We start from the raw sequence: 13,478 nt of genomic DNA, 5'->3' as shown, positions 1-13,478 counted from the left end.
TCGGGAAGGCCCTCTAGTACCCACGTTCGCCAGCTTGCACACAGGTGTCCCCGTCCGTGTGAATCAGCCGCGCAACGCCGGGAGCAGCGTCTCCTCCGCGAAACGGAGGAAGCCCTCTTGCTGGTCGCCGCCGATCTGGATCAGGGCGAGGTCGGTGAAACCGGCCGCCTCGAACTCGCCGGCCTGCTTCACGATCTGATCGACGTCCGGCCCGCAGGGGATGGCCGCCGCGACGTCCGCGGGTTTGACGAACTGGGTGGCCCCGGCGAACCCCGCGGGCCCCGGCAGTTCGGCGTTGACCTTCCAGCCACCGGCGAACCAGCGGAACTGCTCGTGCGCCCGCCGGATCGCGGCGTCACGGTCCTCGCCCCAGGACACCGGCAGCTGGGCGATCTTCCTGGACGGCGGGCCGGGTTTGGTGGCGTCCCACTCCCTGCCCAGCGACTCGTTCGGTTCCACGGCGATCATCGCGTCGGCGATCGGCGCGAACCGGGTCACCGACTGCGACCCGGACACCGCGACGGCGATCGGGACACGCCGCTCCGGCAGATCCCACAGCTTCGCCGAGTCCACCCGGAAATGGTCACCGGCGTAGTTGAAGTATCCGCCGTCGAACAACCCGCCGATGATCTGGACTGCCTCGGCGAGCATCTCGTGCCGCACGTTCGCCGGTGGCCAGCCCCGGCCGATGACGTGCTCGTTGAGGTTCTCCCCCGCCCCGAGCCCGAGGGTGAACCTGCCGTCCGACAGTGCCTGGATCGTCGCCGCCTTCTGCGCCACGACCGCCGGGTGATAGCGCATGGTGGGGCAGGTCACGAACGTCATCAGCTCGACCCGTTCGGTGCTCTGGGTGACCGCTCCCAGCACACTCCACGCGTACGGCGAATGGCCCTGCTCGTCCAGCCAAGGGGAGTAATGGTCGCTCATCACCTCGAAGTCGAATCCGGCCTTCTCCGCCCCCGCGGCGTGTCCGACCAGGTCCTTCGGTGCGGCTTGTTCGGTCATCAGCGTGTAGCCGATCCGCATCGGCGCCTCCTTACGTCTGACCTCCGGATACCCGTCCGTTTCGGGTGTCAACCAGAGGTTTATCCGGCGAAACGATCGGGGTACCTGAGCTGAGGAGAAGGGAGCAGCCATGCCGCAGCAGAGTTGGAGCGACAAACGCGAACGACAGTACAAGCACATCAAGAGTTCGGCGAAGGACCGCGGAGCGAGCACGGACCGGGCGGAGGAGATCGCGGCGCGCACGGTGAACAAGAACCGCGCGCAGTCCGGCGAGTCGCGCGAGGCGAGCAGGACCTCCACTCAGGACATGTCCCCGCAGCGGCGAGGCGGCAAACGGTCCGGCAACCGGCAGGGCCCGAACGGACCCACCAAGGACCAGCTCTACAACGATGCGAAGAAGCGCAACATCGAGGGCAGGTCGAAGATGTCCAAAAAGGAGCTTCAGCGCGCCCTTGGCCGTTGATCGAGTGTCCCGCGGAGGGTCCCCACCGCGGTTGCCCCACGGCCATGGACGGATAGGTCTCGCAATGGATTCACACGCACGGGGCAGCCTCACCCCCGAAACCCCCCATGAACAGGACGGGTTTCTCGATCGAGTCGAACTCCGCCTGCCCGCCGAGGCGGAGCAGATCCCCCTCGTCCGCACGCTCACCCACGGTGTGGTGGCACGTGCGGACTTCGGCTTGGACGCCATTTCAGACGCGAAGATGGCCGTCGACGAAGCCTGTTCCCAACTGGTCCAGCCCGCAGAACTGGGAGCCACTCTGTGTTGCGTCTTTCACGAGATCCCGGAAGGGATAGCCGTTTCGATCTCCACTCGGACGGCCGAACCCCATCTCCCGAGCGAAACGACGTTCGGATGGCACGTTCTGACGACCCTGACGCGGTCGGTGACGGCTCGCTGCGAGCCGATCTCCGGCGAAACGGGGAGCATGACGACGATCGAGCTCGTCCTGACCCCGGGAACGAGCGACGGGTGAACGCCGAGCGCAGGTCGACCACCCGCCAGGCGGACGACTACGCCCATTGCCAGCCCCTGTTCGACGAGATGTTCTCCCTGCCGGAAGACTCCTCTCGCCGGCGGGTCCTGCGCGCCCGGTTGGTCACCGAACTGCTGCCGCTCGCCGAGCACATCGCCACCCGGTTCTCCGGGCGTGGCGAACCTCGCGAGGATCTGGTGCAGGTGGCGCGAATCGGGCTGATCAACGCGGTCGACCGCTTCGATCCCGGTCGCGGCCACGACTTCCTCTCCTTCGCCGTACCCACGATCATGGGAGAGGTCCGGCGGCACTTCCGGGACACCGGCTGGTCGGTCCGGGTACCGAGGCGGCTCAAGGAACTCCACGTTTCCCTCAGCCAGGGCACGGCCGCGTTGTCCCAGCGCCTCGGCCGCGCGCCGACGCCGACCGAACTCGCCGAGTACCTCGAACTCGAGGTGAACGAGGTGCGCGAAGGGCTGCTCGCCGGTCAGGCGTACCAGACGTTGTCGGTCGACAAACCGGTCCACGATGATGCCACCGAGGCCCTGTCTCTCGCCGACACGATCGGCGAGGAGGACCACGAGATGGCCTTGGTCGAGACCCACGAGGCGCTGCAACCACTCCTGCGGGAACTCCCGAAGCGAGAGCGCGCGATCCTCGTGATGCGGTTTTTCGGGGGCTACACCCAGACGCAGATCGCGGAGCGGGTCGGCATCTCGCAGATGCACGTTTCGCGGCTTCTTTCGCAGACGCTGGAGCAGTTGCGAGGGAAGCTTTCGGAGTAGGCCGGTCGTGAGGTTGGGACCGACCCGCATTTGGCTCACCTACCCAAACCTGCACAAGGGTTGACGATGTGGGAATGGGGACGTTCACTGTCCCGATTCCCACATCGTCACCAGGCCGCGCCCCATGCCTGACCGACCTGTACCGCCGCTCGCCCGCCTGACACACGTGAAGACCCCCTTCTCTCAGCTGAGAGAAGGGGGTCTTCACGCGCAAAGGGTTAAGGCGTCGTGTACGGCGCCTGCTGCTCGATCGACGGGCTCGCGGTGGGGTATCGGCCTTGCTGACCGGGCACCGGAGTGACCGTGGTGCCTTGCTGTTCAGGCTCGACACGCTGCCTCGGGCGGTTGATCACCGCTTCGGCCTCCTGCTCGCCACGGATCCGCGAAAGCACGCCGAGCGTGACCGCGTGGGCGATGGCCAGCACCAGCAACAGAACGCCCAGCCTGCCCACCACACCCGGCAGGTCACTGCCGCCCATGTCGATGGTCGACAGCAGTGCCAGCACGCCCAGTGTCGCGAGGTGGAACAGCACCGTGACGAGCCACGTCATGGACGCGCCGGCGGCCGGATCGCCGTATGAACCTCGCAGGTAGCGCTTGCCGCTCTGGTAGATGATCAGGCCGTCGAGCATGACCAGCGCCACCCCGATGACGAGGAAGGCGACGTATGCGTTGGTAGTCATGCCTGGACGCTCCCTTCGTTGTGGACCTCGCCCGTGAAGCACCCGTGATCTTCCCCTGGAAAACAGCGTTTTCCAGGGGAAGATCACGGGTGCTTCAGCTGCCGGGGCGATCCACGTCACCGCGCCACGCGCCGGTCTCCTGACCGTGGCTCTCGATGTACTCCTTGAACCGCTTCATGTCGCCCTTGATCCGGCGGTCGAGGATGCCGAGTTTGTCGGCAACGTTCTCGACGAAGCCTTCCGGGTCGATCTCCATCTGCGCTGTGACACGGGTCTTGTTGTCGTCCAGGCGATGGAAGGTGATCACGCCGGCGTGGTCGGGACCGGAGTCCGAGGTCCACGCGAGGCGCTCGTCAGGATGCTGTTCGGTGATGGTCGCGTCGAATTCCTGGCTCACCCCACCGAACTTCGGGAAGGACTCGAACCGGGTCCACTGGTTGTACGCGGTCTTGACCGGTACGTCGACGTCGACCATCTCGGTGATCGTGCTCATGCATCCTCCTGCTTGTCGGGTGTTTTCGAGCCGTTGATTCCTCGGCTACCCGGCACCCGGCTGGCCGAACCCGCCGTGATTGACCGCCTGTACTCCCGGGTACCCGGCGGTCAGAACGCTCCGAGGAGGTGCCCATGATCGAAAAGACCGAAGACCGGTCGGTCGGCGAACTGGTCTCCGACCTGAGTGACGAGGTCAAACGTCTCGTGCGCGACGAAATGCGTCTCGCCGTCGTCGAACTGCAGGGCAAAGGCAAACGGATGGGGGTCGGTGTCGGGCTGTTCGGCGCGGCCGGCCTCTTCGCCTTGTTCGGCCTGGCGACCCTCATCGCCGCGGTGGTGCTGGCACTCGCACTGGTCATGCCCGCCTGGCTGGCCGCCGTGGTGACCGGTGCGGCCCTGCTGCTGATCGGCGGGCTTTCGGCCGTCGTCGGCAAGAAGGAGGTCGCGAGCGCGTCACCGCCGGTACCGGAAGAAGCCATTGAAGGTGTCCGTGAGGATGTCGACACCATCAAGCAGGGAGTGCGCTCATGACCGATTTTCCCAAGAACGCCGAAGAGGCCCGCGCCGATCGCGATGTGACGCGCGAGGAACTCACCGAGACCCTCGACGCGCTGGGCCAGAAACTCGACGTCAAGGCCCGGGTCAACGACAACCTCGACGCGAAGGTCGACCAGGCCAGTGCCAAGATCTCCGATAAGGTTTCGGAGCCAGCGGCGGCGAAGTTCCGTCAGGGCACCGAAATCGTCCGCGCCAATCCCCTGCCGATCTTCGCCGGTGTTCTCGCACTGCTGGTGATGATCCGGCTGATCATGCGAAAGAGGTCGTCGTCGTGAACAAGGTTCTTTACAAACCGCTGAACATGGTCGTGAGCGCCGCGGGTGGCGTGCTCGCCGGAATCGCGTTCAAGCAGGTCTGGAAGCGCGTGAGCGGGAACGAAGACACCCCGAACGCGACGGATCGGGACTTCACCTGGACTCAGGTGATCCTCGCCGCGGCCGCGCAGGGCGCGATCTTCGGCGCGGTGAAGGCGGCCACCGAACGGGCGGGCGCGGTCGGCTACCGCAAGGCGACCGGCGACTGGCCCACCGAGGACTGACGATGCGCGTAGTGCTCATCGGAGGTGGGTTCGCCGGCTACAACGCCGCCAAAACCCTGCGTAAATCGGTCGGCGACGACACGGAGATCGTCGTGCTGAACCCGACCGACTACTTCCTCTACCTTCCGTTGCTGCCCGAAGTCGCCGCCGGGATTCTCGAACCGAGGCGGATCTCGGTGTCCATCCCCGGCACCCTGCGCGGCGTGCGCCTGGTGCTCGGGACCGCGACTTCGGTCGACTTCGAGGGCCGCAGGGTGAGCTACACCGACCCCGAAGACCACGAACACGAAATGAGCTACGACCGTCTCGTGCTCGCCGCGGGCAGCGTCAACAAGCTGCTGCCGATCCCCGGCGTGCCCGAGTACGCTCACGGCTTCCGCGGTCTGCCCGAGGCCCTCTACCTGCGGGACCACATCACCCGGCAGGTGGAACTGGCCGCCTCCGCGAAGAATCCGGCCGAACGCGACGCGCGCTGCACGTTCGTCGTGGTCGGCGCGGGCTACACCGGGACCGAGGTCGCCGCGCAGGGTCCGGCGTTCACCGAGGCGCTCGCCGCCCGGCATCCCGAGCTGGACGGCCAGAAGATCCGCTGGCTGCTGCTGGACGTGGCCGAGCGTGTCCTGCCGGAACTCGACCGGCGGCTCGGCACCACCGCGGACAAGGTGTTGCGGGCACGCGGCGTCGAGGTGCTGATGAAGACGTCCATCGACAACGCCGACGAAAAGGGCGTGACGCTGACCTCGGGCGAAGCCGTGCCGACCCACACCCTCGTCTGGTGCGTCGGGGTCCGGCCGGATCCGCTGATCGAGGACCTGGGGTTGAAGACGGCCAAGGGCAGGCTCGTCGTCACCACGCAGCTGAACGTCTCCGGACGGCGTGATGTCTACGCGTGCGGCGACGCGGCCGCCGTCCCGGATCTGACCAGGCCGGGTGAGTACACCCCGATGACCGCCCAGCACGCCGAACGGCAGGGCAGACTCGCCGGACGGAATGTGGCCGCGTCGCTCGGGCACGGATCGCACGGCACTTACCGGCATCATGATCTCGGCTTCGTCGTGGACCTCGGCGGCCGCCAGGCCGCGGCGAATCCCCTGCACATCCCTCTTTCCGGGCTCGCCGCCAAGGCGGTCACGCGGGGGTACCACCTGCTGGCGATGCCGGGGAACCGGCTGCGCACCGCCACCGACTGGGTGCTGGAGGCGATGACGAAGCGACAGACTGTCCAATTAGGACTGGTGCGGGCTGCCGCCGTCCCGCTGGACACCGATTCCCCGGAACTGCCGCGTACGAAGCGTTGAACTCAGGCGCTCACGCCGCCATCGAGGACGATGTCGTGCCCTACGACGTACGCGGACTCGTCGGAAGCCAGCCAGAGAACCGCGGCGGCGATCTCCTCGACCGTCCCGATCCGGCCGAGCGGGATGACCGCGCCGAGTCGTTCGGCGCGGTCGGCCTCGGTTTCGCCGGGCCGAAACGACATACCGGTATCGGTGGCGCCGGGGCTGACCGCGTTGATCCGGATACCCTCCGCGATGTGGTCGCGGGCGGCCGTCCGGGTCAGCACGTCCACCGCGGCCTTCGAAGCGGCGTAGGCGGCCATCCCCGGGAGCCGGGTGTGCGAACCGATGTTGGACGCCATGTTGACGATGACTCCCCCACCGCCCGCCCGCATCTGCGCGATCTCGTGCTTCATGGACAGCCAAGTGCCGGTGAGATTGGTCCGCACGACGGCGGTGAAACCGTCTTCGTCGAGGTCCGCGGTCGGCGCGGGGCTGCCGAGAACGCCCGCGTTGTTGAACGCGATGTCGAGTTTGCCGTGCCGTCGCACGGTCTCGGTGACGAGATGCTCGACTTCGACGCCGACACCCACGTCGGCGGTCACCGCGTCGGCCACGCCGCCCTCGGCCTCGATCTCCTTCACCGTCTGACGAAGTTTCTCGCCATCCCGGCCGGAAACGACAACCTGAGCGCCTTCGCGCGCGAAGGCCGCCGCCGTGGCGCGGCCGATACCGGAACCTCCCCCGGTGACCAGGACGACTTTGCCGCTGAATCGCTTCCCCACAGTACCCAACTTTCTGGTCCGCTCGTTCTAGTATCTAGTGCTGACGAAATCAGTGCGGACGGGCGGCATCGAGGACCGCCATGGCCTGCTTCGCCGTCGCCCTGGTCCGCGCCTCGAAATCCGGCCCCTTGCCCAGCACCCGCATCCCTTGCAGGACCGCGAGCAGGAAGGCGGCGAGTGTTTCCGGGTCGGTGGCGGCGTCGAGTTCGCCTTGCGCCTTCGCCCGGCTCAAAGCCATCCGCAAGGCTAGCTCCAGCGCGTCCCAGCTGCGCTCGACCACTCGTGCGACCTGGGGATCCCTCGGCATCATCTCCATGGCGGCGTTGACCACGAAACAGCCTTTACGCCCCGATTCGCCGAGTATTTCGGCGAGATAGCGCTCAATGAGCCGCCGCACCCCCGCGAGCGCGGGCCCCGGTCCGGCGAAGTCCTCGACGAACCGCTCGTTGCCCCGGGCGATGTAGTGGTTCAAGGCAGTCAGGTACAGCTCGTGCTTGGTGCCGAACGTCGCGTAGAGACTGGCCTTGCCGATGCCGAGTTCGACGACGAGGTCGTTGACCGACGTGGCCTCGTACCCTTGCCGCCAGAACAGTTCCAGCGCGGCACCACAGGCCGCGTCGACGTCGAATTCCTTCACCCGAGACACCTGAGTAGCGTAACCTTATCTGGAACGATCAGTCAAGAAATCGATTCGCGGCGTCCAGCGGTCCTGACCGTAGGCACGTGCAAGTAGCCGACTACTTGCGGGAGGGCCGAACGCTCACGAGCGGGATTCGGAGGCCGCCCGGACCTTCGGCGCGATCGTGCCGATCGGCCGCTCGAGTTCGGCGAACCGCTGCGTGCCGACTTCGATGAGGCGCCCACAGGGTCGACGTCGTCATGATCCGAACACCCCATCACCCCATCTCTGCGCGTAACGTTCTGTCATGGACTTGACCACCGAAAGGCTCGTCGTCCGTGACTGGTCCGAGGACGACGCCGAAGCCGCGCTGGCGATCTACGGCACCACAGACGTGACCCGCTGGCTCACCCCGGCGATGGACCGGGTGACCGACGCCGCGGCGATGCGTTCCGTTCTGCAGGCCTGGCAACAGGCTCAGCCCAACCTCGTGCCGCCGCGCGGAAGATGGGCGGTGCAGCGCAAGGAGGACGGCGCGGTCGTCGGCGGACTGGGCATCCATCTGCTGCCACCGTACGAAGAGGACCTGGAGATCAGCTGGCAGCTGCATCCGGACGCCTGGGGAGAGGGGTACGCCTCCGAGGCCGCCCGCGCGCTGCTCGGCTGGGCGTTCACCCAGGACACGGACGAACTCTTCGCCGTCGCGCGCCCGAACAACATGCGTGCCATCGCGACCGCGAAACGGCTCGGGATGGTCTGGGTCGGCGAAACCGAGAAGTACTACGGGCTTCGCCTTCAGGTGTACCGGATCCGGCACACGGACGTCGTCTAGCGTCGTTGGTCCACACGGGACACATCGCCGGTCACCGAGACGGCGTGTCCCGCGCCGCGCCCGTCCGCCGTGGCGACGATCCGCCCCCGCTCCACCCGGACCGCGGCCTCGGTCTCGTCACTGACCGCGAGTACCCCCGCGGCGGCCGTCAGCGTCCCGGTCACGTCGCACACCACACGCACGCCCGGCCAGGCCCGCTCCGGGAAGGCCTGCCGCAGACCGCCGCACACTTCCGCGACGATCAGCCGGGTCAGCGGGACCAGTTCGGCGGGCTCGCTGGTCACCACGACCACGGTGACCTCGCGGCCATCGGCCCGCACGGCCTCTTCGGCGGCGGCCAGCCGATGGGTGCCCAGGACGACGACCACGCCGTCGGCGGGCACGAACGGTTCGGCCCGCACGAGGTCGACGGCCTCGGGCGGTGACCACGGCCGGTCGGCGGGCCGCGCGGCGGGGGCGATCACCGGCGGCGCCCACCAGTCGTTGAGCGCCAGCCCCGCCAGTCGCTCGCAGGCGCTCACGACGTCGAAGGGTTCGACGAGTCCCGGCGCGGCGGCCGCCAGCTGGCCGGCGCCGTGCAGCGCGGTCAGCACCGTCTCCGCGAGCCGGACACGACGCGGAATCGGCGCTCCCGCCGGGCGTTCGGGCGGGTAGAGCCGCTCCAGCGCGAGCCCGAGCAGCAGCCCGTTGAGCTTCACCAGCTGGGCGAACGGACGCCGGATCCGCTCGTCCGCCAGCACTTCCGGCATCAGATCGCGCGAGAGGCCCGCCTGGTCGTCGTCCAAGGGAAGCGCCGCCACCCTCGCCCTGGCCAAGGCGCCCAACGCGTCCTGGAGCGTCTTGCCCGGCACGGCGTGCGGCGCTCCGGCCGACCGTTCCGCCAGTTCGGCCAGAACGGCGAAGTACAGCGCGCGCTTACCGGGGAAGTTCGAGTAGACCGCGCCGCGGGTCAGCTCCGCCCGCTCGGCGATGACGTCGATCTTGGCGTCCCGGAAGCCCCGTTCAGCGAACTCGTCACGCGCGGCGGCCAGCACCTTCGTGCGATTGCGCTCCTGCGTCTCCGCCCTGCTCAGCCGGACCATCGGCCTCCTGTCGACCCGCGCGATTGCCCTTGGACCCGGATCAAGATACCTTGACCATTCAGATGATGAGAACATCTGATTCGAACATCCGAACTGGGAGACCTGCCTTGTCCGAAGTTCCCGAGATCCCCCTGACCGACCCCGAGGTCCTGCGCGATCCGTTCACCGCTTACCGCCCAGTCCGTGAGCGCTCCCCGATCGCCAAGCTGGTCGCACCGGGTTTCGGCCCGATGTGGGCGATCCTGCGCCACGAAGAAGCGCGGAAGATGCTGAGTGACCCGCGTTTCGCCCTCAGCTCGGCCAGCTATCAGCGCATGGAAATCCCCGAGCACTGCCGCCCGTACATGCGGTCGATGCAGGAGCTCGAAGGCCCGGAACACCTCCGGCTCCGACGCCTCGTGTCCCCCGCGTTCACCCCGCGCAAGGCCGCCGCGCTCCGGCCGGGGATCGAGCGGCTCGTGGACGATCTCCTCGACGGCCTCGCCGGACAAGACCGGATCGATCTGGTCACCGCCTTCGCGCGTCCGCTACCGGTCGACGTGATCTGCGCCCTGGTCGGCATCCCCGAAGCCGACCGCCCGCGCTGGCGCGAGTACGGCACCCTGGTCGCGGCGGGCGACGGTCCAGGACTCGCGAAGGCGGTTCCAGGGATCGTCGAGGACTCTCTCGCCGCCATCGCGAACCGGAAGCTCGAGCCCGCCGAAGACGTCGTCTCGCAACTGCTCCAGAACCAGGCCGAAGACGGCGACAGGCTCAGCGAAACCGAACTGGTCGCCCTGGTCTGGCAACTGGTCCTTGGCGGCCAGGTGCCCGGCAACCTCATCGCCAACTCCGTCGAGATCCTGCTCTCCCACCCCGCCCAGCTGGCCGAACTCCGCGAAGACCCGGCCCTCATGCCCGGCGCGGTCGAGGAACTGATGCGCTGGTGCAGCCCGCAGCTGCTGACGATCCCCCGGCTCACCACGACGGACGTCCGGATCGGCGACGTCCTGATCCCCGAAGGAGAACCTGTTACTGTTGCGATCGCCGCGGTGAACCGGGACCCGAGGGCGTTCCCCGACCCGGACGTCTTCGACATCCGGCGCGCGGCGGGGCCCGCGTGGCATCTGGCGTTCGCCCACGGACCGCATTTCTGCCTCGGCGCCTCACTGGCCAGGGTGCAGACCGAAGTCGCACTCATCGCACTACTGCGCCGCTTCCCCGATCTGGCGCTCGCGGATGGACTGCTGCGGATCCCGGACCCGGGCACCTGGCGGCTGAACGCACTGCCGGTCACCCTGCACGCGACAGTTGTCAACTGAAACACGTTCTAATAGCGTGACCGGCTGTGAGACACGGGATAATGCTGTTCACCAGTGACCGGGGCATCACACCGGCGGCCGCCGCACGGACGGCGGAAGCGGCGGGCTTCGACGCCTTCCACGTGCCCGAACACACGCACATCCCGGTCAAACGGGAGGCTCCGCATCCGCGCACCGGTGACTCGTCCCTGCCCGACGATCGCTACCTGCGCACGCTGGATCCGTGGGTCGCGCTGGCCACCGCGGCCTCGGTGACCACGCGGATCCGGCTCGCGACGGCGGTGGCCCTCCCGGTCGAGAGCGATCCGATCACGCTGGCGAAGACGATCGCCAGCCTCGATCACCTCTCGGCCGGGCGGGTCACCCTCGGTGTCGGCTTCGGCTGGAACGTCGACGAACTGGCCGATCACGGCGTCCCGGGCGGCAAGCGACGGACGGTCCTGCGCGAGTACGTCGAAGCGATGCGCGCGCTCTGGACGGACGACGAAGCCTCGTACGCCGGCGAGTTCGTCTCGTTCGGCGCGAGCTGGGCCTGGCCGAAACCGGTTCAGGCGCACATCCCGGTGATCGTCGGCGCGGGCGGGACGGAGAAGACGTTCCGCTGGATCGCGAAGTCCGCCGACGGCTGGCTCACCACCCCCGGCGACACGGACATCGAGGACAAGGCACGACGGCTAGGCGAGATCTGGCACGAAGCGGGCCGTTCCGGCGAGCCGGAGATCTCCGCGCTCGGTGTCCGTCCGGACCCGGAGAACCTGGCCAAGTTGGAAGCCGCCGGGGTCACCGAGACGATCTTCGGCCTCCCGGACCGCTCCCCCGACGAGGTCGAGGCCTGGCTTCGGCGCCTCGCCGGAAAACTCAGCCTGCCCGCTGGGAGTCGATGAGGTACCGGCCGTCCTGCTGGACCAGTTCGAAGGTCTCCCTCCCCGTCTTGGTCCCCCCTGACGCGGTGACGTAGGTGAGCGTCGCCGTCACCGTGTTCCCGGATTCGGACACGTTCGACACGGTCACCGAGCGGTAAGCCTTCCAGTAGCCCGAGTACCGCTCGAAGCTCTGGTCCCTGGTGCGCTTGAAGTTGTCGGACAACGTCGCGAACCCGGCCTGGAGATTCCCCGGAATGAGCGTGTAGTAGGCCGCGAGCGCCTGCCCTGGCGTCTGTGCCGGAGGCGGTGCGGACGACGACGGGGACGGCGGCGGTGACGACGACGGGGGCGCCGAAGAGGACGGCGGCGGTTCGGGAGAGGTCGGCGGCGGGGTGACGGCCTGCGACTGCGAGGCAGGCGGCGGTGCGGCGTCCGACGGCGTGTCCTCTCCACGCGTGATCATGACGACCACGGCCGCGGCGACCGCGGCGAGCACGAGGAATCCGGCGAGTACGCCGATCAGCATTCCCTTGCGTGCTTTCGGCGGCGGTTCCTCGGCTACGAGCGTGGTCGGCTCCCCCGCCGCCAGCGCCCGCAGTTCCCGTTCGATCTCGGTCATCGTCGGCCTGCTGTCCGGCCGGACGTCGAGCAGGCGGGTCAGCAGCGGCGTCAGGATGCCGGACTTCACCGGCGGGGTGATCTCCCCGCTGGACGCGCGGTACAGCAGCGCGATCGGGTTCTCCGCCGTGCCGTAGGGCGTGCCGCCTTCGAGCGCGGTGTACAGCGTCGCGCCGAGCGAGAACACGTCGGAAGCGGAAGTGGCGTCCTCACCGCGGGCGACCTCGGGCGCCAGGAACGCCGGCGTCCCGGAGATCTCGCCGGTCGCGGTGAGCTGGACGTCCCCCATCGCCCGCGAGATCCCGAAGTCGGTGATCTTGACGGTGTCGTCTTCGCCGAGCAGGACGTTGCCGGGTTTGATGTCGCGGTGGACGATGCCCGCCCGGTGCGCGGCCGCCAGCGCCGAGCACAGCTGGATGGCGAGACGGATGACGTCGTCGACCTCCATCGGCCCTTCGCGCAGTTTGTCCGCGAGGCTGATCGAGGGGAGGTACTCCATGATGATCCACGGGCGGTCCTGCTCGTCGATCACGCCGAAGACGGTGATGGCGTGCGGATGTACCAGCCGCGCGGCGATCCTGGCCTCACGCAGCGCCCGATTCTTGGCCTCGTCGGACTTCTGCTCCCCTTGCCCGTGCGGCAGAAGGAGTTCCTTGACCGCGACCGTGCGCTCCAGGTTGTCGTCGCGCGCCCGCCACACGGTGCCCATGGAGCCACCACCGACGGGCTCGATGAGATCGAACCGGTCGGCGAGGCGGCGGATCTCCTCCATTGTCGACGTCCCCCTGGGAGCTGTGGTGTTCGCGTGAACCTTGCCAGCATGCCAGGAACGCGCCGGGGCACCGGACCCGGCACGGTGGTTTCCGGCGCGGTGTCGGTCACTTCGCGGGCCGGGCCGTTCAGCGGAACCCCGCCTCTTCGGCTGCCCGAAAGTTCGTCTCCCGGACGGCCTGGTGCACATCCTACTTCTCCGGGTGTGGCCTGATCTCGAGAAAGGGCGGCGATGCGGGAAATCATCGGCGGCCGCGGCGTGCTTGAAGGCGCGCTCGCGTTGCTC

General features: G+C 68.0%; 17 protein-coding genes. 10 read left to right on the top strand and 7 right to left on the bottom strand.

The genetic code is table 11. The features are described from left to right. Positions 1 to 63 precede the first annotated feature (63 nt). The gene (locus ACM6LR_RS32280) at positions 64 to 1,026 is read right to left on the bottom strand and encodes a TIGR03557 family F420-dependent LLM class oxidoreductase (RefSeq protein WP_414937856.1); all 963 of its coding nucleotides are present in this window, start codon (positions 1,024 to 1,026) and stop codon (positions 64 to 66) included. 109 nt (positions 1,027 to 1,135) lie between these two features. On the opposite strand from ACM6LR_RS32280, the gene ACM6LR_RS32275 reads away from it, so the two are divergent. From ACM6LR_RS32275 to ACM6LR_RS32265, 3 genes are all read left to right on the top strand, one after another. Beyond that, positions 1,136 to 1,468: a plasmid stabilization protein gene (locus ACM6LR_RS32275; RefSeq protein ID WP_414937855.1), complete on the top strand. Its 333-nt coding sequence runs from the start codon at positions 1,136 to 1,138 to the stop codon at positions 1,466 to 1,468. 64 nt (positions 1,469 to 1,532) lie between these two features. Next, positions 1,533 to 1,985 carry an anti-sigma factor gene (locus ACM6LR_RS32270; RefSeq protein ID WP_414937854.1) on the top strand — a complete coding sequence of 151 codons (453 nt, stop codon included), beginning with the start codon at positions 1,533 to 1,535 and terminating at the stop codon, positions 1,983 to 1,985. Beyond that, positions 1,982 to 2,770, top strand: coding sequence for a SigB/SigF/SigG family RNA polymerase sigma factor (locus ACM6LR_RS32265; RefSeq protein WP_414937853.1), 789 nt, complete (start codon positions 1,982 to 1,984; stop codon positions 2,768 to 2,770). The genes ACM6LR_RS32270 and ACM6LR_RS32265 overlap by 4 nt, the downstream gene beginning before the upstream one ends. Positions 2,771 to 2,988: 218 nt before the next feature. Here ACM6LR_RS32265 and ACM6LR_RS32260 read toward each other — a convergent pair whose 3' ends face one another. Together ACM6LR_RS32260 and ACM6LR_RS32255 are read right to left on the bottom strand one after the other, a co-directional pair. Then, positions 2,989 to 3,453: a hypothetical protein gene (locus ACM6LR_RS32260; RefSeq protein ID WP_414945142.1), complete on the bottom strand. Its 465-nt coding sequence runs from the start codon at positions 3,451 to 3,453 to the stop codon at positions 2,989 to 2,991. A gap of 94 nt (positions 3,454 to 3,547) precedes the next feature. After that, the gene (locus ACM6LR_RS32255; RefSeq protein ID WP_414937851.1) at positions 3,548 to 3,946 is read right to left on the bottom strand and encodes an SRPBCC family protein; all 399 of its coding nucleotides are present in this window, start codon (positions 3,944 to 3,946) and stop codon (positions 3,548 to 3,550) included. A gap of 134 nt (positions 3,947 to 4,080) precedes the next feature. Between ACM6LR_RS32255 and ACM6LR_RS32250 the strand changes: the two genes are divergently transcribed. Genes ACM6LR_RS32250 through ACM6LR_RS32235 form a run of 4 tightly spaced genes read left to right on the top strand, consistent with a single transcriptional unit; the run spans position 4,081 to position 6,342 of the window. Continuing rightward, entirely contained in the window at positions 4,081 to 4,479 is a 399-nt protein-coding gene (locus ACM6LR_RS32250) for a phage holin family protein (RefSeq protein WP_414937850.1), read from the top strand. Then, on the top strand, positions 4,476 to 4,781 hold the full coding sequence (locus ACM6LR_RS32245; protein ID WP_414945141.1) for a DUF3618 domain-containing protein: 306 nt from the start codon (positions 4,476 to 4,478) through the stop codon (positions 4,779 to 4,781). Before ACM6LR_RS32250 ends, ACM6LR_RS32245 begins: the two co-directional genes overlap by 4 nt. After that, positions 4,778 to 5,044: a DUF4235 domain-containing protein gene (locus tag ACM6LR_RS32240; RefSeq protein WP_414937848.1), complete on the top strand. Its 267-nt coding sequence runs from the start codon at positions 4,778 to 4,780 to the stop codon at positions 5,042 to 5,044. The genes ACM6LR_RS32245 and ACM6LR_RS32240 overlap by 4 nt, the downstream gene beginning before the upstream one ends. 2 nt (positions 5,045 to 5,046) lie before the next feature. After that, on the top strand, positions 5,047 to 6,342 hold the full coding sequence (locus tag ACM6LR_RS32235; RefSeq protein WP_414945140.1) for an NAD(P)/FAD-dependent oxidoreductase: 1,296 nt from the start codon (positions 5,047 to 5,049) through the stop codon (positions 6,340 to 6,342). Positions 6,343 to 6,344: 2 nt separating this feature from the next. On the opposite strand, the gene ACM6LR_RS32230 is transcribed toward ACM6LR_RS32235, so the two are convergent. Together ACM6LR_RS32230 and ACM6LR_RS32225 are read right to left on the bottom strand one after the other, a co-directional pair. Beyond that, the gene (locus ACM6LR_RS32230) at positions 6,345 to 7,106 is read right to left on the bottom strand and encodes an SDR family NAD(P)-dependent oxidoreductase (RefSeq protein WP_414937846.1); all 762 of its coding nucleotides are present in this window, start codon (positions 7,104 to 7,106) and stop codon (positions 6,345 to 6,347) included. A gap of 49 nt (positions 7,107 to 7,155) precedes the next feature. Next, positions 7,156 to 7,752, bottom strand: coding sequence for a TetR/AcrR family transcriptional regulator (locus ACM6LR_RS32225; protein ID WP_414937845.1), 597 nt, complete (start codon positions 7,750 to 7,752; stop codon positions 7,156 to 7,158). A 280-nt stretch (positions 7,753 to 8,032) separates the two neighbouring features. On the opposite strand from ACM6LR_RS32225, the gene ACM6LR_RS32220 reads away from it, so the two are divergent. Continuing rightward, positions 8,033 to 8,557 (top strand): GNAT family N-acetyltransferase, encoded by a 525-nt coding sequence (locus ACM6LR_RS32220; RefSeq protein ID WP_414937844.1) that lies wholly within the window; start codon positions 8,033 to 8,035, stop codon positions 8,555 to 8,557. On the opposite strand, the gene ACM6LR_RS32215 is transcribed toward ACM6LR_RS32220, so the two are convergent. Continuing rightward, the gene (locus tag ACM6LR_RS32215) at positions 8,554 to 9,639 is read right to left on the bottom strand and encodes a TetR/AcrR family transcriptional regulator (RefSeq protein ID WP_414937843.1); all 1,086 of its coding nucleotides are present in this window, start codon (positions 9,637 to 9,639) and stop codon (positions 8,554 to 8,556) included. The genes ACM6LR_RS32220 and ACM6LR_RS32215 overlap by 4 nt on opposite strands. A 107-nt stretch (positions 9,640 to 9,746) precedes the next feature. Between ACM6LR_RS32215 and ACM6LR_RS32210 the strand changes: the two genes are divergently transcribed. Together ACM6LR_RS32210 and ACM6LR_RS32205 are read left to right on the top strand one after the other, a co-directional pair. Continuing rightward, positions 9,747 to 10,940, top strand: coding sequence for a cytochrome P450 family protein (locus tag ACM6LR_RS32210; protein WP_414945138.1), 1,194 nt, complete (start codon positions 9,747 to 9,749; stop codon positions 10,938 to 10,940). A 26-nt stretch (positions 10,941 to 10,966) separates the two neighbouring features. Further along, positions 10,967 to 11,824 (top strand): LLM class F420-dependent oxidoreductase, encoded by an 858-nt coding sequence (locus ACM6LR_RS32205; RefSeq protein ID WP_414945137.1) that lies wholly within the window; start codon positions 10,967 to 10,969, stop codon positions 11,822 to 11,824. Here the strand turns inward: ACM6LR_RS32205 and ACM6LR_RS32200 are convergent. Then, positions 11,799 to 13,193, bottom strand: a complete 1,395-nt coding sequence (locus ACM6LR_RS32200; protein WP_414937841.1) for a serine/threonine-protein kinase — start codon at positions 13,191 to 13,193, stop codon at positions 11,799 to 11,801. The two genes, ACM6LR_RS32205 and ACM6LR_RS32200, sit on opposite strands and share 26 nt — an antisense overlap. Between the last annotated feature and the right edge of the window lie 285 nt (positions 13,194 to 13,478).

Source organism: Amycolatopsis sp. cmx-11-32 (assembly GCF_047608695.1).
Classification (GTDB): Bacteria; Actinomycetota; Actinomycetes; order Mycobacteriales; family Pseudonocardiaceae; genus Amycolatopsis.
This window is presented reverse-complemented; position numbering and strand designations above follow the sequence as displayed.